A 26,138-nucleotide genomic window follows, 5' to 3' on the forward strand; every position below is an offset into this window, starting at 1 on the left:
TTACAGCCAGCCGCACCTTTGGGTGCGGCTGGTTTGGTTTCAGTGCCCCCGACCTTGACCCTTGTTACTCTGTAACATATGAGGCCAGAGGACTCTTCTTGCGCAGGAACAGGACTCCCATGGCCGACAACCGCTTGCCTATCACGCTGCTCACCGGGTTTCTGGGGGCCGGAAAATCCACGCTTTTGAACCGGGTTCTGTCCACCACGGATGAAAAGATCGCCGTTGTCGTCAATGAATTTGGCGAAGTGGGGCTGGACCACGACCTGATCGAGACCTCGGATGAAGAGGTGGTGCTCCTGTCCTCGGGCTGTATCTGCTGTTCCATCAGTGGCGAGCTGTCCCAGACCTTGATGGACCTGATCCGGCGGCGCGCCTATGGAGAGCTGGATTTCGACCGTGTGGTGATTGAAACCACAGGCCTGGCCGACCCGGCTCCAATCCGGCAGCTGATTCTGGGCGATCACTACCTGTCGCGGGTGGCGGTAATGGACGGGGTGGTGACGCTGGTGGATGCGGTCAACGGGCAAAAGACGCTCGATGACCAGTTCGAAGCTGTCTCACAGGCGGCAACCGCCGATCTGATCCTGATGACCAAAACCGATCTGGCCGCGCAGCCCGAGGTCGACGCCCTGCGCCAGCGGATCGAAGGGCTTAATCCCACCGCTCAGATTCTTGAGGTCAGCGCCGCCGTTGCCGACCCGACGGTGTTGTGGGGGCTCTCGGCGATCCGGCGGGGGGCGGATGCCGACACGGCGCTGGCTTGGATGACCCGTGCGCCCAGCCCAGCACCTGCGGCAGATCCATTTGCCAATCTCTCAGGCCTGACCAAATCCGCACCGGTCCAGCACGGGTTTTCCGCCCATGACGCGCGGATCGCCTCGGCCTCTATCACGTTGGACGCGCCGCTGGAGGATGCGGTGTTTGACCGCTGGCTGGAAACTTTGGTGGCCGTCAAAGGCCGCAACCTCTTGCGGGTCAAAGGCATTGTCTTCCTCAAAGGGATCGACACCCCCTTTGTATTCCACGGCGTCCAGCATCTGTTTGAACCACCTGTGCCGCTCAAGAACTGGCCCGAAGGCGATACCACCACCCGCGTGGTGGTGATTGCCCGCGACATGACAGAGGCCCAGCTGGAACGCAGCCTCGACATGCTGCGGGCCGAGGCTGTGGAAAAATCCAAGCCCCTGTTTCCCGGCTGGAAAAAGACGGAAGGGGCCAATTGGGAGTGATGCTCCCGTGATCGCCCCCTTGGCGCAGGGGTCGGGTTTTGGCGCCCAGGCCCGGTTGCGGCACTTACCGGTTCTGAACCCGTCCGCTCCACAGCAACAAAAACCCAGCGCATAAGATCAGCGCCGAGCCCATCAACATGCTGGGTCGCAGGGCTTCGTCAAACCACAGAACCCCGATGCCAATGCCAATCAGCAGACGGGAGTATCGAAACGGCGTCACGGCCGAGACTTCGCCGGTGCGCATGGCCTTCATCAGCGACACATAAGCCAGAGCCCCAACGGCCACTGTCATCGCCAAAATGCCAAGCGCCGCCGCATCGGGCCACAGCCAGGCCGCGCCGCTCCAAATCCCAAAAAGCAGACCCGCAACCATAATGGCCACATAGCCATAGACCCCCAGAACCGCCGGGCTCAGGCTCTTGGGCGCGGCGCGGCTTGCCAGATCCCGCCCGGCAAAGCCCAGCATGCCGCAAACTGCCAGAACCGCGCTCCACTGGAAACTGTCGGCTCCGGGTTGCAAAACCACCAGAACGCCCAGAAATCCAATGGCAATGGCCGCAATGCGCCGCGGTCCCACCCGTTCGCCAAAGACCAGCGCGGCAGCAGCCACCACCACAACCGGCGTCGCCTGCAAGATTACCGTCGCCGCAGACAGGGGCGCAACCGCCAGCGCCAGCACGTAAAACAGCCGGCCAAAGACCTCAAACCCCATCCGGATCTGCATCGGCCGCGCGCGGGTGTCCCTGCTGAACACGCGGTCCCCGCGCAGCTGCGCAATGGCTGCAAAACCTGCGATACCCGCGAGCCCCACCAGAAACAGAACCTGCGCCACCGGCAGTTGGGTGGATGCAGCTTTGAACAGGGAATCCTCAATCGCGAACCCCAGCATCGCCAGCACCATCCACAGGCTGCCGATCAGATTGTCGCGCCGCAAGGCCGCAGCTGCGGTTGCGCTGGTCATCATAACTGTCCTCCCCCAGGGCGCATTTGCGCCACCCGGAGGTTGTGCAGCCCTTGGCGACAGAAGTCAAAACGCTTCTTCGGGCCAGAGGTCAGGTCCCGCGCAGCAACACCGCCAGCATCCCGGTCAGCGCCAAGGCGCCCAGCCCAAGCCCGCCCGCAAAATACCGCATACGCTGCTGCAAATCTCCGGTGGTTGTGCGCCACAGCCAAAGCGCCGCCAGAAAACCTTCGGCCACCACCATGGTGACCCCCACAACCCCAGCCAAAGGGGTTACGCTGCACATCCAATCGCTTTGCGCACCGTTGTCCGCTTGGCCCAGAACCGCAATCACAGTGCCCAGCACCACGCCCTGACAAAACCCGGCCGCCATGGACCCCAGGCAAAACGCCGTGCCCCAGGCACCGCCCCAACGGGTCTGGCTCCAGCTGTGCAGCACCGCCCAGGTCCGCAAGGCCAAAGCCGCCGCCATGCCCAGAACCGGCAGCGCAAGGGCAGGCCAGATGTGCATGAATTGTTCGGACGCCAGCGCCCAGACCAACAGCGCCGCCGCACCCAGGATCAGGCTTGGCCCGCGCCAGCCCTGCGGAACCGCCGCCAACATGCCCGCCCGGTCCCGCAGGCGTCGTGCAGTCGGCAACAACAGCCCGACCCCCAGATCAACGCCGCCCACCACAAGATGCCCAGTCATCAGCAGGCCCACCACGACCGCCCATATCACCGGCATATCCATTCCAGACCCTCGCCATCACCACTTGTCCACCCATGCTCAGGGTCGCACGGGTCTGTGACCAGGTTTATGTGGCAGCCCACCGCGCGACAGAATGCCCCGCGCAAAAAGAAACGGCCGCCGCAAAAACCGGCAGCCGCGTCATGTTGTTGATGTGGGCCCGTGCGGCAGGGCTTATTCGCCCCGTTGCAGGCTCATCCGATAAGAGAAGCGATCGATCGGGTAAAAATTGGCCGACCCCACCAGCATCTCACCGGATGAATTGGTGCAGCGCCGCAAGAATTTCACGGTCAACGCGCCCGGTTCCAGACCAACCGCAGAGGCCGCTTCCTGCGGCACCGGTGCCACGGTGATTTCCTGATGCACCTCATGGACCTGATCAGCCACCGCTTCGCTCAGCAGGTGACACAGGTCGCTGCCCTCCGGTGCGGCTTCAACGATGTGGCGCAAAGAGGCGTCCAGGAACATCATCGAATGGCAAATCGCCTCGCCGGTTTTGGCATCGCTGCGCACCCCCGTGACCCGCAGCCACGTGCCGGCCTCCGACAGGTTCATAAACGGGCAGCTAAAATCCGCTGCATCCACTTCGGCGATCACCGATGCGGTAAACCGCGCTTCCTGAACTTCGCGTAGGATTTCGGTAAAGGAAGAGATCGAATGCACATATGAGGTCTCTTCGGTGCGGCTCAGCACCCGGCTTCCGGACCCCTGCCGCCGCGCGATCAACCCGGCGCCGATCAGCAACCGCAAAGCCTCGCGTACGGTGTGGCGGCTGGTCGCAAACTCAAGACACAGCTCCGCCTCTGTTGGCAAGAAACTATCCAGCGGATAAAATCCGCTGCGAATGCGTTCCGTCAAGGTATCCGCCATCCGTACATACTGTGGCCGATTGATTGACGTTACGGCATCTGCTGTCCGTTTTATCGCTAACTGTCCGCCCATAAAACGGTCTCCCTGCCTATTCCAGCATACGTTCTTTCAGTAACATCATAGACTCGAACCCAGAACACTTCAGCGTCCAACATATCATAGATGTGTTATCTCAGAACTCTTTACTTCCCATCGGCGAACTGTCGCCATACGAGTTTAGCGTAACTGGCAGTCAGTTCTTAATGGTCGCGCGAGATCATATGGTGTAGCCTATTGCGACACAAACCTTTTATGAAAACACTCTCCCTTTGCGAGAGTTAAATCCTCAAAACGCACGCCGCACAAGGGGCAAATTTTGCAAAATCTCCCCGTAGTTACCGCAGATTGCGCAAATTGCGAGCACCCGGTCCCATGAATAAAAATATACAGCATCTTGAAGAGAAAATCGCCCATCTGACCCGTACCATCGATGACATGAGCGATATTCTGACCCGGCAACAAGACGACATTGACCGCCTGAACCGACGGGTGCAAATGTTGATGGAACGCGAAGCCGGCCGCGAGGCGGACGGCGGCGGCGGCGTAGTCTTTGGAGACGAACGCCCGCCCCATTACTAACCCGGCTGGCTCCATCCCTGTCACAAAACCGGGCACAGCGACAGCATCCGTCTATCGACCCTTGATCCCCAGACCGCCCTTGCGGCAGACTCTCAGCAGCGTTTCTTTTGCGCGTGTTTGGTTAAAGAGTACAAGAAGGGAGGGGCCAGGATGGCGCCGATAAATGATCCGATGACACCGGTTGAAAACCAGCTGACCACCCTGCATCGGCAAGTTGAGTTCTACTACAAGAAGCTTTGGAAACGCATATCCGCCAGCGTGGCCCCGCTGTGCAGTTTCCTGAAAAACGTGATCTCAGCGGCCAAAAAATTGGCCCAGACCGTCGGCAAAGCCGCGGTGGACAGCCTGATCACCACGGGTCGCTTTGTGCTGAACCTGATCGACAACCTTGCCACCGGACTCAGGCAGCTCTGGACCATCGGCAAACACATTCTAACCGGTTTCAAGCGCAAGCTTGAGGCAGATCGCGCTAAACTCATCCGAGTTCTGAAAACCAAACTCCGCAATTTTGTGGTCCTCTTTCGCAAGATCTTTGCCTGGGTCAACCAACTATGGGACCAAATCGCGCCCCTCGACCGCGCCCTGGCCATCCTTGCCCAGTTCCGCGGCATCCTGAAGCTGGTCCTTGGATGGATCGCCGATGTCACCCAGGTGATGGGCGCGTTGAACAAGATCAAACAGCTGATGCGTAAGATCTGGAAACCCATCAAACGCGAGGTGAAATCCGCCATCCAACTTGGCAAAGACATCGCCCGCATGCCGGTGCCCAAAAGCGCTTAGAATTGCTCTGTGCGCCTTCCGGCCATTTTTTTGCGAGGCTCTGCCTCGCGCTCCGAAGTATTTTCAAAAAGATGAAAGGGCGCCGCGCCAAGGACGGCTTTCATCTTTTCCTAAATACTTTGGGGTGAATTGGCGCAGCCAAGAGGGGCAAAGCCCCTAGATCTCTTCGACATCCATCACCCCATCCAGTGATTTGAGCGCACCTTTGATCTGGGGGTTGATGGGAAACATCTGACCCAATTCCAGCTCTACATCTCCGGGCAGGGTTGGATCCTGGAGATAGACATAGATCTCACCCGGGCTGGCGTTTCGGGCGGCTTTCTTGGCGTCTTCCAGCACGGTTGCCACCGTCTGTACGGCGCTTGCGCTGTCGAGGTACACCCGCAATGACGACCGTCCCGCATCGGCAATGGCGCTGTCGACGGGGCCAACCGAGCGCACCAACAGCTTGAGCTGGTCGCTTTCCATCGTGGCTTCGGCCGTGATCACAACCTTGGAGCCAGTGTCCAGAAACTCGCGGCTTTTCTCCAGAACCTCCGAAAACAGCGTGACTTCAAATGCGCCCGAGGGATCGGACAATTGCGCAAAGGCGAAACGGTTGCCGCGGGCGGATTTGCGTTCCTGGCGTCCCGCCACCACCCCAGCCATCTTTGCCATAAAGGGCCCGCGCTCGGCCTTGGCCGTGACCTCATCCAGTGTCAGCACATCCTTGCGTTTCAGCGCGGGCATATAGTCATCCAGTGGATGGCCCGAGAGATAAAAGCCGATGGCGCGAAACTCTTCGGACAGACGTTCCGCAGGCAGCCAATCCGGCACCCCGGCCATGCGCGGTTCGGGCAGGTCGTCACCCGCCTCACCAAACAGCGACACCTGGTTTGAATTCTTCTGTTCCTGAATGGCGGCAGAGTAATTCACCAGCCCTTCCAAACTGTCAAACACCCGCCGACGGTTCTTGTCCAGCTGATCAAAAGCCCCCGCGCGCGCCAGCATTTCAAGCGGGCGTTTGCCGACCTTTTTCAGATCCACCCGGCGCGCCAGATCATAAAGCGTGGCAAAGGGTTTATCCCCCCTGCCCTCCACAATCAGGTTCATCGCCTCAACGCCCACGTTTTTAAGTGCGCCCAGCGCATAGACCAGCTCACCCTTCACAACGTTAAACGTCGCCAGTGACCGGTTCACGCAAGGGGGCACATAGGGCAGCCCCAGCCCCTTTTTGACCTCTTCAAAATAGATCGCCAGCTTTTCCGTCAGATGGATATCGCAGTTCATGACACCGGCCATAAACTCAACCGGGTGGTTCGCCTTCAGCCAGCCGGTCTGATAGCTGACCACCGCATAGGCGGCTGCGTGGGATTTGTTAAAGCCGTAGTTCGCGAATTTCTCCAGAAGGTCAAAGACCTCGGACGCTTTCTTGGCCGGAACTCCGTTTTCGGCCGCGCCTTTTTCGAACTTGGGCCGCTCGGCGTCCATCGCCTCTTTGATCTTCTTACCCATCGCCCGACGCAGCAGGTCCGCGCCCCCCAGGGAATAGCCCGCCATCACCTGGGCAATCTGCATCACCTGTTCCTGATAGACGATGATGCCCTGGGTTTCCTCCAGAATATGGTCAATCAGCGGATGCACCGACTGGATCTTGCGCAGGCCGTTTTTAACCTCACAATAGACTGGAATGTTTTCCATCGGGCCCGGACGATAGAGCGCCACCAGCGCCACGATGTCTTCGATACAGGTCGGCTTCATGCGCTTCAGCGCATCCATCATACCCGTGGATTCCACCTGGAACACAGCGACGGTTTTGGCAGCGGAATAAAGGTCATAGGTGACCTTGTCATCCAGCGGAATGGCGTTGATCTCATTCACCGCACCTTCGGGCGGATCATAAAGCTGGCGCCCATCGGCCGCCACATGCAGATCGCGCCCCGACTGGCGGATCAGGTTCACCGCGTTCTGAATGACAGTCAGGGTTTTCAGACCCAGAAAGTCAAACTTGACCAGCCCCGCCTGTTCCACCCATTTCATATTGAACTGGGTCGCGGGCATATCGGATCGCGGGTCTTGGTACAGCGGCACCAGCGCATCCAGGGGCCTGTCACCGATTACCACACCCGCCGCGTGGGTGGAGGCATTCCTGAGCAGCCCTTCGACCTGCTGGCCATAGGTCAGCAAGCGATCCACCACCGGTTCTGACCGCGCTTCTTCCTTCAGCCGCGGTTCATCCACCAGCGCCTTTTCGATGGAAACGGGTTTCACGCCCTCAACCGGGATCATCTTGGACAGGCGATCCACCTGGCCAAAGGGCATCTGCAACACCCGGCCAATGTCGCGCACCGCCGCCTTGGACAACAGCGCACCAAAGGTGATGATCTGCCCCACCTTGTCGCGGCCATATTTCTGCTGCACATAGCGGATCACCTCTTCCCGGCGATCCATGCAAAAGTCGATGTCAAAGTCCGGCATCGAGACCCGCTCCGGGTTCAAAAACCGTTCAAACAGCAGGGAATAACGCAGCGGATCCAAATCGGTGATCGTCAGCGCATAGGCCACCAGCGAGCCCGCACCAGACCCCCGGCCTGGCCCCACCGGAATACCCTGATCCTTGCCCCATTGGATAAAATCCGCAACAATCAGGAAATAGCCAGGGAATCCCATGCTCTCAATAATACCCAGCTCGAAATCAAGCCGTTCCTGATATTCTTCGACCGTGACCGCATGGGGGATCACCGCCAGTCGCTTCTGCAGGCCTTCATTGGCGATGCGGCGCAGCTCTGCCACCTCATCATCGGCAAATTTCGGCAGGATGGGATCACGGCGATAGGCCATGAACGCACAGCGCTGCGCAATTTCCACCGTGTTTTCAATCGCCTCGGGCAGATCCGCAAACAGCGTGATCATCTCTTCGGGGCTTTTGAAATAATGCTGCGGCGTCAGGCGGCGACGCCCCTCCATCTGGTCGACATAGGCCCCTTCGGCGATGCAAATCAGCGCATCATGGGCCTCATACATCTCAGACTTTGGGAAATAGACGTCATTGGTCGCCACCAAGGGCAGCTCCATTGCATAGGCCATCTCGATCATCGGGCGTTCCGTCAGACGCTCCGCCTCGGGCTGGCCGTCCTCGCCCGGATGGCGCTGCAACTCCACATAGAGGCGATCCGGGAACATCGCCTTCAGCCGCAGCATCAATGCCTCGGCCTCAGGCCGTTTGCCCTGTTGCAACAACATCCCCACCGGCCCCAAGGGTCCGCCGGTCAGACAGATCAGCCCCGGCGCATTGGCCTCCAGCTCCTCCAGCGTGACCTGCGGCAGCTGACCGTCCCCATCCACATACAGGCAGGAGGACAGCCGCATCAGCCCCTCATACCCTTCTTCGTTCTGGGCCAAAAGAACAACCGGCGCGGGCAGTTTGGGCTTACCGCCGGGCTCTGCGGCCTCAAACGTCAGATCCACCTGACAGCCCACAATGGGTTGAATGCCAGCGCCGGACAGGGTGACGGAAAACTCTAACGCGGAAAACATCGCATTGGTATCCGTCACCGCAATGGCGGGCATATTGTTGGCTTTACACAGGTCGGGCAGCTTCTTCAGCCGCACAGCCCCTTCCAGCAGGGAGTATTCGGTATGGGTGCGCAGGTGAATGAATCGAGGAGCAGTCATACCCCAGACCTATCCCAACCCACCCCCGACAACCAAGCGGGTTTTCATCCACAGCCCTTTGCCGTAATGGTGAAAAATAAGGCATAATTATCAATTATTGTTTGAAAGTCTTAAACCCAGGCACCCCCGCAACCTCCTGCTTTAAAAGACGAACCCTTTGGCACCTGGGCATCTCCTGCCCGTTTCCACCTCACAGACTGGCCCAAAATGTGAAGTTTTTGTTGCCTCTTTGCGCCCCCTGTCCCTAGGCTAAGGCCAGCACGTTTTAAAACGCCCGCCACCTTCTACGTCGCATCGAAGGCCCGGCACGACCCCGCCGCATTTTCCACGGCAGGTCAGGGCACAAAGGGGTAAGGCGACGGGTAGACCAAATGACGCTCACCTTTCTCTTGAACGGTGAAGAAATCCAGGTGGAGCCTCCCTCCTCCACCACCACTTTACTTGATTTCCTCCGCGAGACCCGCGGCCTCACCGGCACCAAAGAAGGCTGCAACGAAGGCGATTGCGGCGCCTGCACCGTGATGGTGCAGGATGGCACCACCACCCAGGCGCTCAATGCCTGCATCCTTTTCCTGCCGCAACTTCATGGCAAATCCATCACCACCGTCGAAGGGCTCGCCGCCCCCGATGGCACGTTGCATCCGGTGCAACAGGCGATGATCACCCATCACGGCAGCCAATGTGGCTTCTGCACACCGGGCTTTGTCATGTCGATGGCCACCGCCCACACCAATGGCGACACCGACCATGCGGACCAATTGGCGGGCAACCTCTGTCGCTGCACTGGCTACGCGCCAATCCTGCGCGCCGCCAAAGCCTGCGAAGACGCGCCTGTCCCGCCCCATCTCACCGCCACCCCTTTCATCTTTTCCGAAATACTTCGGGGGGAGGTCGAAGACCGGGGGGCAGCGCCCCCCTCAATCAAACCGGCGCCCTCGCTCAACCACCCAACCAGCGCCGATGACCTGGCTGCAGCCTATGCCAAACAGCCCGATGCCACGCTGATTGCCGGGGCCACCGATGTGGGGCTCTGGGTCACCAAATCCCTGCGCGACCTGGACCCGGTGATCTTTCTGGAGGGCTGCGCCGATCTGAAACAGATTTCGGAAACAGACAGCGCATTCACCTTTGGGGCGATGGTTGACCTGAACCGCACCCGCAAAGCCCTTGAGCCCCATTACCCCTCGCTTGGGGAAATGCTGCGCCGCTTTGCCAGCCAGCAGGTTAGGAATGCCGCCACTTTGGGGGGCAATATCGCCAATGGCTCCCCTATCGGAGACAGCCCACCGCCGCTGATCGCCCTCGGCGCGACCCTTACCCTGCGCCACGGTGACCGGCGGCGTCAGATTCCGTTGCAGGATTTCTTCCTCGACTACGGCAAACAGGACCGCGCGCCCGGAGAATTTGTTGAAACCATCACGGTTCCCAAACAGGCTGATTCCTTGCGCGTCTACAAACTGTCGAAACGGTTTGATCAGGATATCTCTGCCGTCTTGGGCGCCTTTAACATCACGGTGCAGGACCAGATAATCACCGACGCGCGCATTGCCTTTGGCGGCATGGCGGGGATCCCCAAACGCGCCGCCCATGTGGAACAGGCCCTGATCGGACAGCCCTGGTCTCAGGCCAGTATCCAAGCGGCCAAACCCGCCTTTGCCCAGGATTTTGCGCCGCTCTCGGACATGCGCGCCTCATCTGAGTATCGTCTGGCCACGGCGCAAAACATGCTGGAGCGTGCTTTTGCGGATCTGTCGAACCCGCCAAAACCAGGTCACTCCACCTCGGTTCTGGAGGTGCACCCATGAGCGTTGCAAAACCTTTGCCCCACGATGCGGCGAAACTGCATGTGACGGGGGCTGCGCGCTATGTGGATGACATCCCCACCCCGCGCGATTGTTTGCATCTGGCCTTTGGCCTGTCCACCGTAGCCCATGGGGACATCACCGCGCTGGACCTGGACCCGGTGCGGGCCGCCCCCGACGTTGTGGCGGTGCTTGAAGCCTGTGACCTCCCCTTCGCCAATGACGTAAGCCCCTCGGCTCATGACGAACCTTTGCTGGCCACGGGATCCGTGCATTATCTGGGCCAGCCGCTGTTTCTGGTGGTCGCCACCTCCCACCGTGCCGCACGGGTGGCGGCGCGCCTTGCGCAGGTTGCCTATGCGGAAAAGCCTGCCCTGTTGACGGTTGAGGCGGCGCTGGCGGCCAACAGCCGTTTTGAGGATGGCCCCCGGATCTGGTCCCGTGGGGATGCGGACATGGCACTGGCCAAGGCCCCGCGCCGCCTGACCGGCACGTTTGACATTGGCGGGCAGGAGCATTTCTATCTGGAAGGTCAGGCCGCATTGGCGCTGCCCCAGGAAGATGGCGGCATGCATGTGCATTCCTCCACCCAGCACCCGACCGAGATCCAGCACAAAGTGGCCGAGGCCATTGGTTTGCCGATGCACAGCGTTCGGGTTAAAACCCGCCGTATGGGCGGTGGTTTTGGCGGCAAGGAAAGCCAGGGCAATGCGCTGGCGGTGGCCTGCGCGGTGGCGGCGGGGCTGACGGGACGCGCCTGCAAGATGCGGTATGACCGCGATGATGACATGGTGATCACCGGCAAACGCCATGCGTTTTCGGTGACTTATGATGTGGGATTTGATGACAGCGGCCGGGTGATGGCGGTGGATTTCACTCATCTGGTCAATTGCGGCTGGGCGATGGATCTGTCGCTGCCGGTGGCGGATCGCGCCATGCTGCACAGTGACAATGCCTATTGGCTGGAACATTTCCGCGTCACCTCGCACCGGTTGAAAACCAACCTGCAAAGCGCCACCGCCTATCGCGGCTTTGGCGGCCCACAGGGCATGTTGGCCATTGAGCGGGTGATGGATCATGTGGCGCATGATCTGGGTCTGGATCCGGTGATTTTGCGCCGCAGGAATTATTATCTGGACCCCGATAGCGGCGCGGACATGGAAACCGAGAAGGCGGGTGCTGCCTCAGATTCGATGGAGGGGGGCTCTGCCCCCCGGCCTGCGGCCTCCCCCCGGAGTATTTCGGAAAAGATGAAAGGCCGGCTCACGCCCTATGGGATGGAGGTGCGGGATTTTGAGCTGAACGGGATCACCGAGCGTTTGTTGACCTCGGCCGATTATGGGCGGCGCAGGGCCGAGATTGCGGACTGGAATGCGGGGCAATCCCATCTGCGGCGCGGGCTTGGCTTTTCACCGGTGAAATTTGGCATTTCCTTCACGCTCACGCATCTGAATCAGGCGGGCGCTTTGGTGCATGTCTATCAGGATGGGTCGATCCATCTGAACCATGGTGGCACCGAAATGGGCCAGGGGCTGTTTCAGAAGGTGGCGCAGGTGGCCGCGCATCGTTTTGGCGTGCCCTTGGACGCGATCAAGATCACCGCAACCGACACCGGCAAAGTGCCCAATACATCCGCCACTGCGGCCTCTTCCGGGTCGGATCTGAATGGCATGGCGGTCAAGGCCGCCTGTGACAGCATTCGCGACCGTATGGCCGCACATCTGGCGGCCGAACATCAGGTGAGCGCTGCGACAGTGGTGTTTGAGGGCGGGCATGTGCAGGTCGCAGGCGAGGAGATGAGCTTTGCTGAGGCGGCCATGCGCTGTTACACCGCACGCGTCAGCCTGTCGGCCACTGGGTTTTATAAAACGCCCAGTTTGGAATGGGACCGGATCAAAGGCGAGGGACGGCCGTTTTTCTATTTTGCCTATGGCGCGGCGCTGAGTGAGGTGGTGGTGGATCGCCTGACCGGCGAATACCGGATCCTGCGGGCGGACATTTTGCATGATGCCGGGGCGTCGCTTAATCCGGCGTTGGACATCGGTCAGGTGGAGGGCGGATACGTGCAGGGTGCGGGCTGGCTCACGACCGAGGAACTGGTCTGGGATGACAGGGGCCGTCTGCGCACCCATGCGCCATCGACCTATAAGATCCCCGCCGCATCTGATGCACCTGAGGTGTTTAATGTGGCGCTTTGGGATGGGCAGAACCGCGAAGATACCATTTACCGCTCCAAAGCGGTGGGGGAGCCGCCGTTTATGCTGGGGATCTCAGCCTATCTGGGCTTGAGCGATGCGGTGGCGGCCTTTGGCGATGGGCGCTATCCGGCACTGGATGCGCCGGCCACGCCCGAAGAGGTCTGGCGCGCCATCACCCGTGTGACAGGTGCGGTATGAGTTTTGATCTGGATGCATTGCGTCGGGCGGTGGCGGACCATGGGCGCGTGACGCGCGTGGTGATTGCTGCGATCCGGGGCTCTTCCCCGCGCGAGGTAGGCGCGGCGATGCTGGTTTGGGAGACGGGGCAATCCGGCACCATTGGCGGCGGCGCATTGGAATATGAACTGGCCGCGTCCGCCCGCAAGCAGCGCGCCCCAACCGCGGTGATCCGCCGGGCCCTGGGACCGGATCTGGGGCAATGCTGCGGTGGCGCGTTGACCCTGGTGAGCGAGGTCTATGATGCGGCGCGGCTGGCGGCGTTGGACACAGAGGTCATCGCCCGCCCGGTTGAAGCACCCGGCGATATGCCCCTGCGTGTGAGCCGTCTGCTGGCAGATGCACGGGGACAGGGGGAACGTCCTGCGGCCCAGCTGGTTGACGGCTGGCTGGTGGAGCCTGTTTTGCGCCCTGAAACCCCAGTCTGGATCTGGGGCGCAGGTCATGTGGGGCGCGCCATGGTAGATGTGATGCAGCCGCTGCCCGATCTGGACATCACCTGGGTGGACACAGCCGCGAACCGGTTCCCGGCCAAGATCCCCGAGCGTGTCACCGCGGTGCCCACCGCAGATCCGCTGGTGTTGGTGCCCCATGCGCCGCAAAATGCCCAACACCTGGTCCTGACCTATTCCCATGCGCTGGATCTGGCGCTATGCAACGCTTTGCTTGCACATGGGTTTGCCTTTGCAGGGGTGATCGGATCGGCCACCAAATGGGCGCGCTTCCGCCGCCGTCTGGCAGAGATGGGGCACAGCGCCGCCCGTATCGACCGGCTCACCTGCCCCATTGGCGACCCAGGCCTGGGCAAGCATCCGCAGATGATCGCCATTGGCGTCACGGCTGACATGCTGCGCCGGGCGGCGCAGGACCAACAAAGACCGGATCACATCCGGCAGGGGAACAGAGAGGACAGACGCGCGTGAGTGACGTATTGCTGAGCCTGAAGGGCCTGACCAAGGCCTATCCCGGAGTGGTGGCCAATGATCAGGTCTCCTTTGATATTGGCGTGGGCGAGGTCCATGCCTTGTTGGGGGAAAACGGCGCGGGGAAATCGACGCTGGTCAAGATGATCTATGGTCTGGTGAAGCCCGACAGCGGTGAGATGGTGCTGAACGGCACGCCCTATGCGCCGGCTGAGCCGCGCGCCGCACGGGCCGATGGGATTGCCATGGTGTTTCAGCATTTCTCCCTGTTTGATGCGTTGAATGTTGCGGAAAACATTGCGCTTGGGATGGAAAACCCGCCACCGATGCGCGATCTGGCGGCCCGCATTCGCGCGGTCTCGGAAACCTATGGCCTGCCGCTGGATCCCTATCGCACCGTGGGTGGCCTGTCGGCGGGGGAACGCCAACGGGTTGAAATCATTCGCTGTCTTTTGCAGGATCCCAAGCTGTTGATCATGGACGAGCCCACATCCGTGCTGACGCCCCAAGAGGTTGAGATCCTGTTTGAGACCCTGCGCAAGCTGAAGTCCGAGGGGACATCGATCCTTTATATCTCGCACAAGCTGGAAGAGATCCGTGCCTTATGTGATCACGCAACCATCCTGCGGCTGGGCAAGAATGTGGGCGAATGTGTGCCCCGCGACACCTCGGCACGTGACATGGCGGAGATGATGGTGGGCACCGCGCTGAAAACCCCGGAACGATCGGGGCGCGCGCTGGGGCCTGTGGCGCTGTCGATCAAAGGGCTGTCGGTTGCTGCGCCCTCGGCCTTTGGAACCGCGCTGAAAGATGTGACCCTGACCGTGCATCAGGGCGAGATCCTGGGCATTGGTGGTGTGGCGGGCAATGGGCAGGATGAGCTGTTGTCGGTTCTCTCTGGCGAAGTGCTGTGCGCCCCGGGTGAGGTGCTGTTACATGGGGAGGCCATTGGCCATCTGAACCCAATCAGACGCCGCAAGCTGGGGGTGCTGGCTGCGCCCGAAGAGCGGTTGGGCCATGCGGCGGCACCAGATATGAGCCTGACGGAAAACGCGCTGTTGACCGGCTCGGTTCGCGAAGGTCTGGCGCAGGGGGGCATGATCAACTGGGGCGCCACGCGGCGCTTTGCCCAACAGGTGATTGAGGCCTTTGACGTGCGCACCCCCGGCACGGAAAACGCCGCACGGTCGCTTTCGGGTGGCAATCTGCAGAAATTTGTCATTGGCCGCGAGGTGTTACAGGACCCGGATGTGCTGGTGGTGAACCAGCCGACCTGGGGTGTGGATGCCGCTGCGGCCGCCGCGATCCGGCAGGCGCTGCTGGATCTGGCCGCCAAAGGGGCTGCGGTGATCTGTATCAGTCAGGATCTGGATGAGCTGATGGAGATCTCGGATAATTTTGCGGCCCTGAACGAAGGGCGGTTGAGCGCGCCGCGCAGTGCCGAAGGCCTGAGTGTGGATGAGATCGGCCTAATGATGGGCGGGGCGCATGGGATGGAGGTTGCGCATGTGTAACCTCTGTTGGCGCCAAGAGGCGGCTTTGGGGAGCCTCCGGCGGAAGTATTTGGGAAAAGATGAAAGCGCGCCCGGACCAGAGGCGCAGATGTTGGGAGCGGCGTGATGGTGAGACTTGAGAAACGCGCCGAACCGTCGCGCGCCTGGTCGATGGCCACGCCGGTGGTGGCGGTCTTGGCCACGATGATAGCCGGGGGCTTGTTGTTTGCAGCCCTTGGCAAAGACCCGGTGGAGGCGATCCGCACCATTTTCTGGGAGCCGCTGTTTGGCGAGTTTTCCTTTTATTACCGCCCGCAGCTGGTGGTGAAAGGCGCGCCTTTGGTTCTGATCGCGATTGGCCTGTCCTTGGGGTTCAAGGCGGGGATCTGGAACATTGGCGCCGAAGGGCAGTATATTATTGGCGCGCTCACGGGTGCGGGCGTGGGGCTTGCGTTTTATCCGATGGAGAGCGTCGTGATCTTCCCGCTGATGGTTCTGGCCGGGGCTTTGGGAGGCTGGGCCTGGGCGATGATCCCGGCGGTGTTGAAGACGCGGTTTGGCACAAATGAGATTCTGGTGTCCTTGATGCTGGTCTATGTGGCGGAACAGCTGTTGGCGTCGATGTCCTTGGGATTGTTGAAAAACCCCGAAGGATACGGGTTTCCGGGCAGCCGCAACCTGCAGCAATATGCCAGCGCCCATAATGGCGATCTGATCGCGGGATCGGGTCTGCATTGGGGGGCTGCGGCGGCGCTGATTGCGGTGATCTTTGCCTATGTGCTGCTCAACCGTCATATGACCGGGTTTCACATCCGTCTGACGGGGGATGCGCCGCGTGCGGCCCGGTTTGCCGGGGTGTCGCCAACCCGGTTGGTGCTGTTCTGCATGGGGGTTTCGGGCGCTTTGGCTGGCCTTGCCGGCCTGTTTGAGGTGTCAGGCCCTGCCGGTGTGGTCAGCATTGATTTCAACGTAGGCTATGGGTTTACCGCGATCATCGTGGCGTTCCTCGGCCGGTTGCATCCCGTCGGAATTCTGCTCGCCGGCGCGTTGATGGCGCTGACTTACATTGGCGGCGATATCGCCCAGTCCAATCTGGGGCTTCCGTCCGCCGCAATCCAAGTGTTTCAAGGCATGTTGTTGTTCTTCCTTCTGGCCTTTGACGTATTGACCAATTTCCGCATCCGTCTGGGTGCCAGCGAGGTGGCGTGATGGATCTTTCTGCAATCAACCCGGTCCAGTTGATCGCCTTTTTGATGGTGGCTGCAACGCCGGTTCTGCTGGCGGCCATTGGCGAATTGGTGGTGGAAAAATCGGGCGTTTTGAACCTGGGTGTTGAGGGCATGATGATCACCGGCGCCATTGCCGGCTTTGCCGCCACGGTGGAAAGCGGATCACCTGCGGTGGGGTTTGTCGCGGCGGCTTTTGCGGGCGCGCTTTTGTCCTGTCTGTTTGTGGTGCTGACGCAGTTTGCCCTGGCCAATCAGGTGGCCTCGGGGCTGGCGCTGACGTTGTTTGGGCTTGGGCTTTCGGCTTTGATGGGGCAGACCTATGTGGGCGTAAAACCCCCGGCGACGGGTAAGGTCGACATCCCGGTGTTGTCTGATCTGCCGGTGGTGGGTCCAATCCTGTTTAACCATGATCTGATGGTCTATTTCGGAATTGCGTTGGTGGCCGCGACCTGGGCGGTTTTGAAGTACACCCGCGCCGGGTTGATCCTGCGGGCGGTGGGGGAAAACCATGATGCGGCCCATGCTTTGGGGTACAAAGTGGTGCGCATCCGCATTCTGGCGATCCTCTTTGGGGGGGCCTGTGCGGGTCTGGGCGGGGCCTATATCAGCCTCATTCGCGTGCCCCAATGGACCGAAGGCATGACCGCGGGCGTGGGCTGGATTGCGCTGGCGCTGGTGGTCTTTGCCAGCTGGAAACCCTGGCGGGCCTTGCTGGGTGCCTATCTTTTTGGCGGTGTCACCGTGGTGCAGCTTAATCTGCAGGCAGCTGGCGTTGCCATCCCGGTCGAGTATCTGGCAATGTCACCCTATCTGATCACCATCGTGGTGCTTGTCATTCTGTCTGCGGACAAAAGCAGCGCGCCTGCTGCGCTTGGCCGTATCTTTCACGCGTCACGGTAAAAGAGCCGCGGCGTGGACCTAACGCCTGGACCGGGTCAAATCCTGGCTGGGCCTCATAAAACCAACATGGGGGAACCCTTTGATGAAAATTACTGCACTTCTGGCAAGCGCTGCCATGGCGCTGGGACTGGCCTCTGCCGCGGTGGCAGACGACAAGACCAAGGTCGGCTTTGTCTATGTGGGCCCGGTGGGCGATGGCGGCTGGACCTATGAGCACGACCAGGGCCGCCTGGCGGTTGAGGAAGCTTTTGGTGACAAGGTTGAAACCGTCTATGTCGAGAGTGTTGCCGAAGGTCCAGACAGTGAGCGCGTGATGACGCAGATGGCGCTGGAGGGTGCGGATCTGATCTTTACCACCTCGTTTGGGTATATGGATCCGACCATCAATGTGGCAAAGAAATTCCCCAATGTGAAATTCGAGCACGCCACCGGCTATAAGCGCGCGGACAACGTGTCGACCTATTCCGCACGTTTCTATGAAGGGCGCGCAGTGCAGGGCACCATCGCGGGTCATATGACCAAATCCAACGTGATCGGCTATATCGGGTCCTTCCCGATCCCGGAAGTGATCCGTGGCATCAACGCCGCCTATATCCACGCCAAGAAAGTGAACCCGGATGTGGAGTTCAAGATCGTCTGGGCCTTTACCTGGTTTGATCCGGCAAAAGAGGCCGATGCGGCCAAGGTGCTGATCGAACAGGGTGCAGATGTGATCCTGCAGCACACCGATTCCACCGCGCCTCAGGCCGCGGCGCAAGCAGCGGGCAATGTTGTGACCTTTGGTCAGGCGTCTGATATGGCGGAATACGGCCCTTTCCCGCGGGTGTCCTCGATCATCGACAACTGGGCGCCTTATTACATTGCACGCACCAAAGCTGTGATGGATGGCACTTGGACCAGTGTTGACACTTGGGACGGGATTGCGCCGGGCATGGTTGGCATCGGTGAGATCTCCGATGCGGTTCCAGCAGAGGTGAAAGCCGAAGCGCTGGCGCTCAAGGAGGCGATCGCTTCCGGCGAATACCACCCGTTCACCGGTCCGCTGAAAAAGCAGGACGGCAGCGACTGGCTGGCAGCGGGCGCTGTGGCCGATGATGGGACGCTGGCTGGCATGAACTTCTTTGTTGAAGGTCTGACCGGCGACATCCCGCAATAAGCTGGATGTGACCTGAAGTAGTGTGAAAAGCCCGCCGGTTTCGGTGGGCTTTTTGCTGCGCGTGACGTCGCCAAGGATCCCGCAACACGCGAAGCCCTCCCGCCCGTCGCCCGATCCGCCACAGGCGCATCGGCTCCCGTTGGGCCAGGCTCGGCGCATGCGCCGAGCCTGGCCCAAGGCCGACATGGGGTCTTGCCACAGGCAAGGCATCTTGCGGGCGCGGGAGGGCTTGTTTGCGGTGGATACAACCACCGGGAACATATGCGTCGGCCGGGTGATGCCAAGCACCGGACTGTGATGACGCCCCCCTTTGCCCGCGCCACACATCATGAGAGAGTACCCTCACCTCAGAACCAAATGCGCCCCATTGCCCAACACAAGGAGGGTTCCCATATGCCCCTACGCAGCGTTCCAGGCTCTGCCTCTATTGCCGAAACCGATGCCGTTGGCCGCCTGTTTGCCCCCAGTGCCGCCCGCAATCAGGAAGCGCTGCTGGCGCAGCTTGTGCGGCTGGCCCCCCAGAGCGGGCGGGCGTTGGAGTTGGCCAGCGGCACCGGGCAGCATATCATTGCCTTTGCCGCCGCCCTGCCCGGCCTTCAGTGGCAGCCAAGCGACGTGGACCCCAGCCGCATTGCCAGCATCGATGCCTATATCGACGCTGATGGCACCGACAATATCCTGCCTGCCGCTCAGATCGACGCCACCACAGCGGGTTGGGCCGCTGAGCTGGACCCGCAGGATATGATCGTTCTGGTCAACCTTCTGCATCTGATCAGCGACCAAGAGGCCGAGACGTTGATCCGCGAGGCCTCCTCCTGTCTGGCACCCGGTGGGCGGATGGTGATCTACGGGCCATTTCGCCGTCAGGGGCGGCTGACCAGTGATGGGGACCAGCGGTTTGACGCCGGTCTGCGCGCCCATGATCCCGAGATTGGCTATAAGGATGACAGGGCCATTTGGGCTCTGTTTGAGCGCCTTGGCCTCTCTGTCATGGAACCCATCGAGATGCCTGCAAACAACCTTTTGCTGGTGGCGGAAATCTCGGCAGATGACGCAGGGTCATGACCCAGTGATCTGACCCAGATCAAAGATGCGACCTCCGGAAGATGTTCACGTTATTTTTACTAAAAAGCGAATGACAGGAGGTTGCTGTGACAGATGACAAGCGCCCCACCGGTCCGCATCTGCGGTTGGTGGATGGCACCCCGACCGTGGCCGGAGAGCCCATCCCGCAAGCAACAACACCGCAGGATCGAGCCCCGCCGCCCCCCCACGGCATTGGCCCCTATGAGCAAGCGCTGACGATGCTGGCGGTTGCGGTGACCATTGGTGCGCGGGCGCAGTATGACACGCAGCTGCGGGTTCTGCAGTATTGCGGGTTTTCCCGAGATCAGCTGCAAGAGATGCTGGATCTGGTCGCAGGCCTCACCGGTTCTGAAACCAAAACGGCCACCGCCGAGGTGATCGCACGGTATGATGTGATATTGACCGAGACCAGGCGATAGCCCCGACCGAGAATTGAAAAAGCCCCCGACAGCGATGTCGAGGGCTTTCTTCTGTGCGATCAACCGTTCTGTCGGATGGTTTCGTTTTTCGGGTCATAGGGGCTGTCGCAGGTGACAACCGCGTCCCAGAGTTTGTCCTGGATTTTGACCTTCAACTTGGTGCCTTCGACCGCATCTTGGGGGCGGACGTAGCCCATGCCGATGGATTTCTCAAACGCCACCGAATAGCCGCCCGAGGTCAGACGACCAACGCGGGTGCCGTCGAGGGCATAAAGCGCCTCGCGACCCCAGGGGTCGGCATCGTCGGGACCGTCGATCAACAGGGTGCAGCATTTGAAACGCACGCCTTTTTCGACCATCGCCTCTTTGCCGTGGAAGTCTTTTTCCAGGTCGATAAAGCGCGGCAGATCGGCCTCTTGCGGGGTCGCGTCGCGGCCCAGTTCGGTGCCGAACGCACGGTAGGATTTCTCCTGACGCAGCCAGTTTTGCGCACGCGCGCCGACCAGCTTCATCCCGTGTTTCTCACCAGCTTTTTCCAAGAGGTCGAACAGGTAGTTCTGCATCTCGATCGGGTGGTGCAACTCCCAGCCCAATTCCCCGGTATAGGCCACGCGGATCGCATTCACAGGACACATGCCCAGTTCGATCTGACGCGCCGAGAGCCATGGGAAGCGTTTGTTTGACAGGGCGGTTTCGGGATCGGCATCCACGATCACCTCTTTCAGCACGTCGCGGGATTTGGGTCCGGCGATGGCAAAGACGCCCCATTGGGTGGTGACATCCTGGATCTCGATATAGCCGAATTCCTCCATCTTGTCCTCGGCCGCTTTGCGCAGGTAGTCCGCGTCATATTCGGTCCAGGCCCCGGCAGAGACGAGGTAATAATTGTTCTCGCCATTGCGGACGATGGTGTATTCGGTGCGGGTGGTGCCCGCCGAGGTCAGCGCATAGGTCAGGTTGATGCGGCCGACCTTGGGCAGTTTGTTGCAGGTGAACCAGTCGAGGAACTGGGTCGCACCGGGCCCTTTGACCACATGTTTGGTGAAGGCCGTGGCGTCGATCAGACCAACACCGTTGCGGATCGCCTTGGCCTCATCCACCGCGTGTTGCCACCAGCCGCCACGACGGAACGAACGGCTTTCTTCGTCAAAGTTTTCCGGCGCATCCAGCGGGCCGAAATAGTTCGGACGTTCCCAGCCGTTGACCCAGCCAAATTGCGCGCCGCGCGCTTTTTGACGGTCATAGGCAGGTGAGGTGCGCAAGGGACGCGCTGCTGGGCGCTCTTCGTCCGGGTGGTGAAGGATGTAGACGTGTTCGTAGCACTCTTCGTTTTTGCGGGCTGCGAACTCGGTGGTCATCCAGTTGGAGGAATAGCGTTTCGGGTCCAGCGACGCCATGTCGATTTCGGCTTCGCCCTCGACCATCATCTGCGCGAGGTAATAGCCGGTGCCGCCTGCGGCGGTGATCCCGAACGAGAAGCCCTCGGCCAGCCACATGTTGCGCAGACCCGGTGCGGGGCCCACCAGCGGGTTGCCGTCCGGCGTATAGCAGATCGGGCCGTTGAAATCATCCTTGAGACCGGATTCGGCACAGGACGGCACGCGTTCGGTCATCGCCATATACTGTTCGGCGATCCGGTCCAGATCCAGCGGGAAGAGATCGGCGCGGAAGCTGTCGGGCACGCCATGTTCAAAGCGGGCCGGTGCGCCTTTTTCGTAGATGCCCAGGATCCAGCCGCCGCTTTCTTCGCGGGCATAGGATTCCTTATCCGCGTCGCGCACAACCGGGTGTTCTGGGTTACCAGCGGCGCGCCATTCGACCAATGCGGGGTCTTTGTCCATGACGATGAACGTGTGTTCCACCGGGATCGCAGGCATTTTGATGCCCAGCATTTTGGCGGTACGCTGTGCGTGGTTGCCCGAGGCGGTCACAACATGTTCAGCGGTGATGACGATCTGCTCGTCTGACGGCACCAGGTTGCCGCCTTTTTCGACCATTTTGGTGCAGGTGACTTCCCAATGGGTGCCGGTCCAATGGAAGGCGTCGGCCTGCAGTTTGCGGACGATGTCCACACCGCGTTGGCGCGCGCCTTTGGCCATCGCCTGGGTCACGTCGGCGGGGTTAATATAACCGTCTTCGGTGTGATACAGCGCACCTTTGAGGTCGGATGTTTCGATCAGCGGCCAGCGCTCCTTGATCTGATCCGGGGTCAGCCATTCATAGGCGACATCGCAGGTTTCTGCGGTGGAGGCATAGAGCATGAACTCATCCATACGCTCCTGCGTCTGCGCCATGCGCAGGTTGCCCACAACCGCAAAACCTGCGTTCAGGCCGGTCTCTTCCTCAAGCGTCTTGTAGAAATCAACCGAGTATTTGTGGATATGGGTCGTCGCATAAGACATGTTGAACAGCGGCAGTAGGCCAGCTGCGTGCCAGGTGGAACCGGACGTCAGCTCGTCCCGTTCAATCAGCATAACATCGTCCCAGCCTGCTTTGGCTAGGTGATAGGCGATCGAGGTGCCAATGGCTCCACCGCCAACGACCAGGGCTTTGACTTGCGTCTTCATTCTGCCGCACTCCACGAAAAATCAGAATCCATTGGACCTGTTTATGCCCAAACCACGGCCTGCCCCGCCCGGTGGCTCCGACGCAAAAAACGCTAAAACCGACCAAATGCGGTGACGTTTTCTGGTGCTCTCAGGGCTTAGCCCGCGCTGAGGCTGATGTCGGCGAAAAATCCATCGCTGCGGCTGCCGGTGTTGTCACTGTCACAGAAAAACCCAAACACGTCGAGCGTTGGGCTGCCGGTGCCGCCGATGTCGCGGTAAACTTGGCGCAGATCAACGCGGTTGTCCTGCCAAGTGTTCAGCGGCGCGTCGTGGCCTGTGGCCACCAGGTGATAGAACCCATCGATGATTTTGTAGTCGCCTGCTGCGTAGCTTTTGTTGCTCCAGATGATTTCAGTTCCGGTTTCGGTGCCAGTTTCATTGATAAAGCGCAGATAGAAGCGCAGCGCGTGATCATCGCCGTCGCGGGTGGTCTCGTCGATGTCACTGTCAATCGGCTGGGTGAGCTTCCAGGACCAGGACAGGATCGGCAGCGCCGCCAGCGCGATGTCCGTATCCCGCGCCAGGATCGAGGCCGCGTTGTCGGTGGTGCAGCGCAGCGCGGTCCGGTCATCTTCCTGTGTCAGCTGGTAGGTGGTTGGGGTGATGCGAAAGAACCGCCGTTCCTTCCAACCATCCGACGGCGCATCGGGGTCGAGGTCCGCCAGCAGATCCACCGGACCCGTGCGCGCCACCAAAGGCGTCGCTGTGTCCCAGACAGACGGTCGCGTCAGCAGATAGGCGGAGCCGCCTGCCATCACCACGGCCAGCGCCGCGATTAGTTTTACATATTTCTTTTGCATCAATGCACCGGGGTCTGAAAATGGGGTCATGGGATCCAAACGGATCTCCTCTCCCTTTACACCCGGACCGGATCCCGAACGACACACACTCCTGTTATCGCATCCGCCTGCGCCAAAAGCCCCAAGGGCGTGGATGCCGATGAGGGGAGGTTTGATGTCTGCGCGTCCTTTGGGGTTCGGGGTGGAATTGCCAAAGGTGACGTTAAAGGTGGGCGGGCCCGCACACAGGCGGAGGTGGACAGGGTTTCCCCTGCGCGTGAAGTCATCCAGTGCGGCCCGGCTGCCAAACCGGGCTCCTGTTCCTTGTGTGGCGGGGGTGTCAGTCCCGTCACGGATCGCGATCGGGTCCAAGCATCGCAGATTGCAGTAAACTCATCGTGATCCATGCGTGCGCTGGGTCAGCAACGGGCTGCACAATTCATTGGCAGAGGAGCCCTAAAACATTCAATTCTCTGCACAAATAAAACCTGTATTTCCCTTGCGTTTTCACAGGGTTAGTTGTGACTCTTGGCCACATATTTTACTGCGAATTAGAATTGATCTAAGTCAAAGGAGGCCCTAGCGGCGCTTGGTAGCGCGGGATCAGACGCGTGAGCCCTTAGGAGAATTTGAAATGGCTAAACATCTGACACTTGCCTGTGCAGCCTTGGCCCTGAGCGCAGGCAGCGCCTGGGCGGATCTGCGGGACGACGCGCTGGAGACCTTCCGCGCGCTGCCCTCGACCGTGCCCGCCGTCAAGGACAACCCCATCACCCCCGCCAAGATCGAGCTGGGCAAAGCGCTGTTCTTTGATCCGCGCATGTCGGCTTCGGGTGTGTTTTCCTGTAACTCCTGCCACAATCTGGCAACCGGCGGGGATGACAACCTTGAGACCTCGATCGGGCACGGCTGGCAGGCTGGGCCGCGCAACGCGCCCACCGCGCTGAACTCAGTCTTTAACGAAGCGCAATTCTGGGATGGCCGCGCCGCCGATCTGGCAGAACAGGCCAAAGGCCCGGTGCAGGCCAGTGTTGAAATGGCCAATACGCCGGAAAACGTGGTGCAAGCGCTGAATTCGATGCCGCAATATGTGACCTGGTTCGGCGAAGCCTTTGAGGGCGAAGCAGACCCTGTAAGTTTCGACAATTTCGCCAAGGCGATTGAGGCTTTTGAAGCCACGCTGATCACCCCTGCCCCGTTTGATGCCTGGCTGAACGGTGATGACGCGGCGCTGAGCGAGATGGAACTGGCGGGTCTGGAACAGTTTATGGAGCTGGGCTGCTCGTCCTGCCATTCGGGCGTCAACGTGGGCGGCCACGGCTATTATCCCTTTGGCCTGATTGAAAAACCCGGCGCTGAGGTTCTGCCGGTCGGGGACAAGGGGCGGTTTGCCGTGACCCAGACCGTGGATGACGAATATGTGTTCCGCGCAGCCCCTTTGCGCAATATCGCGCTGACTGCGCCTTACTTCCACTCAGGCAAGGTCTGGGATCTGAAGGTGGCCGTGCAGATCATGGCGGAATCGCAGCTGGGTGAGGAAATCTCGGACGAGACCGCAGATCAGCTGGTGGCGTTCCTGGGCGCGCTGACGGGTGAGCTGCCAGAGGTGACCTATCCGGTGTTGCCTGCAGAAACCCGCGCCACGCCGCGTCCAGACAACAGCTTTGTCGGGCAATAAGGGTCTGACAAAACGTAAAAAAGGGGCATTTGCAGATGCAAATGCCCCCAGTTTGGACGGCGCCTACCGAAAGGTGAGGGACGTGCGCCGACCCTTGAGCTGTTTCAGAAGGACCGGCTGGGATACGGAAACACGACAGCTCCGACGGGCCGTCCGAGGGATTAACGTGCCAGAAATTACATCAATGCGTCGGCATTGACGCCAACTGTCATGGCGCCGATCGCCTGACCGGTGGCCGGATCCGAAATAGTCAGCGAAATTTGACCCTGATACTCGCCAGAGCTCTCGTCGAGCTCAATGTCACCCAAGTGGTACGCATCTGCACCAACCCCGTAGGTTTTGGAGAATTTCGCTTCATCGCCCTGCCAGTAATCCGAGGTGATGCCAGAGGCTGCCACGTTCAGACCATGGGCGTCCATAATGAACACTTCGGTGATGACACCGTCGAGTTGGTCAACCTGACCACGCAGGAAACCTGCGGCATCGTTGTCCAGAACCGGGGTGATCGTTGGGGTGCTGTCGGTGCCAACCTCAGCACGCCACTGGGTGTCCAGCTGATCGATCATGGACTGATCGTAGCCGCCGGTTGCGACGTTCTGTGCATTGATGGCCGCAACAATCACATCGGACTGCGCCCAGCTGCGGATTTGGGATTCAAGGAAATTTTCCATTGCAGGGGCGTATTCATTGGCGTGCGCCGGTCCGGTGAGGGCTGTACCGGCAAGGGCAATGGCTGCTGTGGAGGCGAAGAAGAAAGGTTTCATGTCACACTCGTCATAGATGG

The 26,138-nt window shown here is 60.3% G+C and carries 20 protein-coding genes; 13 read left to right on the forward strand and 7 right to left on the reverse strand.

Going from position 1 to position 26,138, the window contains the following annotated elements; all coding sequences use genetic code 11:
* Positions 1-119 precede the first annotated feature (119 nt).
* Positions 120-1,232: a CobW family GTP-binding protein gene (locus tag GFB49_RS11210; protein ID WP_153215964.1), complete on the forward strand. Its 1,113-nt coding sequence runs from the start codon at positions 120-122 to the stop codon at positions 1,230-1,232.
* 64 nt (positions 1,233-1,296) lie between these two features.
* On the opposite strand, the gene GFB49_RS11215 is transcribed toward GFB49_RS11210, so the two are convergent.
* The 3 genes from GFB49_RS11215 to GFB49_RS11225 all read right to left on the reverse strand — a co-directional run bounded on the left by GFB49_RS11215 (position 1,297) and on the right by GFB49_RS11225 (position 3,865).
* Positions 1,297-2,193: a DMT family transporter gene (locus tag GFB49_RS11215; RefSeq protein WP_153215965.1), complete on the reverse strand. Its 897-nt coding sequence runs from the start codon at positions 2,191-2,193 to the stop codon at positions 1,297-1,299.
* 91 nt (positions 2,194-2,284) lie between these two features.
* Positions 2,285-2,920 carry a cytochrome d ubiquinol oxidase subunit II gene (locus tag GFB49_RS11220; RefSeq protein ID WP_194269324.1) on the reverse strand — a complete coding sequence of 212 codons (636 nt, stop codon included), beginning with the start codon at positions 2,918-2,920 and terminating at the stop codon, positions 2,285-2,287.
* A 177-nt stretch (positions 2,921-3,097) separates the two neighbouring features.
* On the reverse strand, positions 3,098-3,865 hold the full coding sequence (locus tag GFB49_RS11225) for a GntR family transcriptional regulator (RefSeq protein WP_153215967.1): 768 nt from the start codon (positions 3,863-3,865) through the stop codon (positions 3,098-3,100).
* Positions 3,866-4,216: 351 nt separating this feature from the next.
* Here GFB49_RS11225 and GFB49_RS11230 point away from each other — a divergent pair, with 351 nt between their 5' ends.
* The gene (locus GFB49_RS11230) at positions 4,217-4,411 is read left to right on the forward strand and encodes a SlyX family protein (RefSeq protein ID WP_343032552.1); all 195 of its coding nucleotides are present in this window, start codon (positions 4,217-4,219) and stop codon (positions 4,409-4,411) included.
* Between the two features lie 150 nt (positions 4,412-4,561).
* Positions 4,562-5,191: a hypothetical protein gene (locus tag GFB49_RS11235; protein WP_153215969.1), complete on the forward strand. Its 630-nt coding sequence runs from the start codon at positions 4,562-4,564 to the stop codon at positions 5,189-5,191.
* Positions 5,192-5,347: 156 nt separating this feature from the next.
* Here GFB49_RS11235 and dnaE read toward each other — a convergent pair whose 3' ends face one another.
* Entirely contained in the window at positions 5,348-8,845 is a 3,498-nt protein-coding gene (dnaE, locus tag GFB49_RS11240) for a DNA polymerase III subunit alpha (RefSeq protein WP_153215970.1), read from the reverse strand.
* A 371-nt stretch (positions 8,846-9,216) separates the two neighbouring features.
* Here dnaE and xdhA point away from each other — a divergent pair, with 371 nt between their 5' ends.
* The 9 genes from xdhA to GFB49_RS11285 all read left to right on the forward strand — a co-directional run bounded on the left by xdhA (position 9,217) and on the right by GFB49_RS11285 (position 20,288).
* Positions 9,217-10,650, forward strand: a complete 1,434-nt coding sequence (xdhA, locus tag GFB49_RS11245; protein WP_153215971.1) for a xanthine dehydrogenase small subunit — start codon at positions 9,217-9,219, stop codon at positions 10,648-10,650.
* Positions 10,647-13,043 carry a xanthine dehydrogenase molybdopterin binding subunit gene (gene xdhB / locus GFB49_RS11250; RefSeq protein WP_153215972.1) on the forward strand — a complete coding sequence of 799 codons (2,397 nt, stop codon included), beginning with the start codon at positions 10,647-10,649 and terminating at the stop codon, positions 13,041-13,043. The genes xdhA and xdhB overlap by 4 nt, the downstream gene beginning before the upstream one ends.
* Positions 13,040-14,005, forward strand: coding sequence for a xanthine dehydrogenase accessory protein XdhC (gene xdhC / locus GFB49_RS11255; RefSeq protein ID WP_153215973.1), 966 nt, complete (start codon positions 13,040-13,042; stop codon positions 14,003-14,005). The genes xdhB and xdhC overlap by 4 nt, the downstream gene beginning before the upstream one ends.
* Positions 14,002-15,519 (forward strand): ABC transporter ATP-binding protein, encoded by a 1,518-nt coding sequence (locus GFB49_RS11260; RefSeq protein WP_343032548.1) that lies wholly within the window; start codon positions 14,002-14,004, stop codon positions 15,517-15,519. Before xdhC ends, GFB49_RS11260 begins: the two co-directional genes overlap by 4 nt.
* Before the next feature lie 105 nt (positions 15,520-15,624).
* Entirely contained in the window at positions 15,625-16,707 is a 1,083-nt protein-coding gene (locus GFB49_RS11265) for an ABC transporter permease (protein ID WP_153215974.1), read from the forward strand.
* Entirely contained in the window at positions 16,707-17,627 is a 921-nt protein-coding gene (locus GFB49_RS11270) for an ABC transporter permease (protein ID WP_153215975.1), read from the forward strand. Before GFB49_RS11265 ends, GFB49_RS11270 begins: the two co-directional genes overlap by 1 nt.
* Before the next feature lie 82 nt (positions 17,628-17,709).
* Positions 17,710-18,783: a BMP family ABC transporter substrate-binding protein gene (locus tag GFB49_RS11275; RefSeq protein WP_153215976.1), complete on the forward strand. Its 1,074-nt coding sequence runs from the start codon at positions 17,710-17,712 to the stop codon at positions 18,781-18,783.
* 393 nt (positions 18,784-19,176) lie between these two features.
* Entirely contained in the window at positions 19,177-19,848 is a 672-nt protein-coding gene (locus GFB49_RS11280) for a DUF938 domain-containing protein (protein WP_153215977.1), read from the forward strand.
* 86 nt (positions 19,849-19,934) lie between these two features.
* Positions 19,935-20,288, forward strand: coding sequence for a hypothetical protein (locus GFB49_RS11285; RefSeq protein ID WP_153215978.1), 354 nt, complete (start codon positions 19,935-19,937; stop codon positions 20,286-20,288).
* Positions 20,289-20,347: 59 nt separating this feature from the next.
* Here the strand turns inward: GFB49_RS11285 and GFB49_RS11290 are convergent, their stop codons facing one another.
* Both GFB49_RS11290 and GFB49_RS11295 read right to left on the reverse strand, forming a co-directional pair.
* Positions 20,348-22,855, reverse strand: coding sequence for a GcvT family protein (locus tag GFB49_RS11290; RefSeq protein ID WP_153215979.1), 2,508 nt, complete (start codon positions 22,853-22,855; stop codon positions 20,348-20,350).
* Between the two features lie 137 nt (positions 22,856-22,992).
* Positions 22,993-23,727, reverse strand: a complete 735-nt coding sequence (locus tag GFB49_RS11295) for a DUF3047 domain-containing protein (RefSeq protein ID WP_153215980.1) — start codon at positions 23,725-23,727, stop codon at positions 22,993-22,995.
* Positions 23,728-24,310: 583 nt separating this feature from the next.
* On the opposite strand from GFB49_RS11295, the gene GFB49_RS11300 reads away from it, so the two are divergent.
* Positions 24,311-25,354, forward strand: a complete 1,044-nt coding sequence (locus GFB49_RS11300) for a cytochrome-c peroxidase (RefSeq protein WP_153215981.1) — start codon at positions 24,311-24,313, stop codon at positions 25,352-25,354.
* Between the two features lie 176 nt (positions 25,355-25,530).
* On the opposite strand, the gene GFB49_RS11305 is transcribed toward GFB49_RS11300, so the two are convergent.
* Positions 25,531-26,118, reverse strand: a complete 588-nt coding sequence (locus tag GFB49_RS11305; protein ID WP_153215982.1) for a hypothetical protein — start codon at positions 26,116-26,118, stop codon at positions 25,531-25,533.
* Positions 26,119-26,138: the final 20 nt, after the last annotated feature.

Source organism: Tritonibacter litoralis, from assembly GCF_009496005.1.
GTDB classification, from domain to species: Bacteria; Pseudomonadota; Alphaproteobacteria; order Rhodobacterales; family Rhodobacteraceae; genus Epibacterium; species Epibacterium litoralis.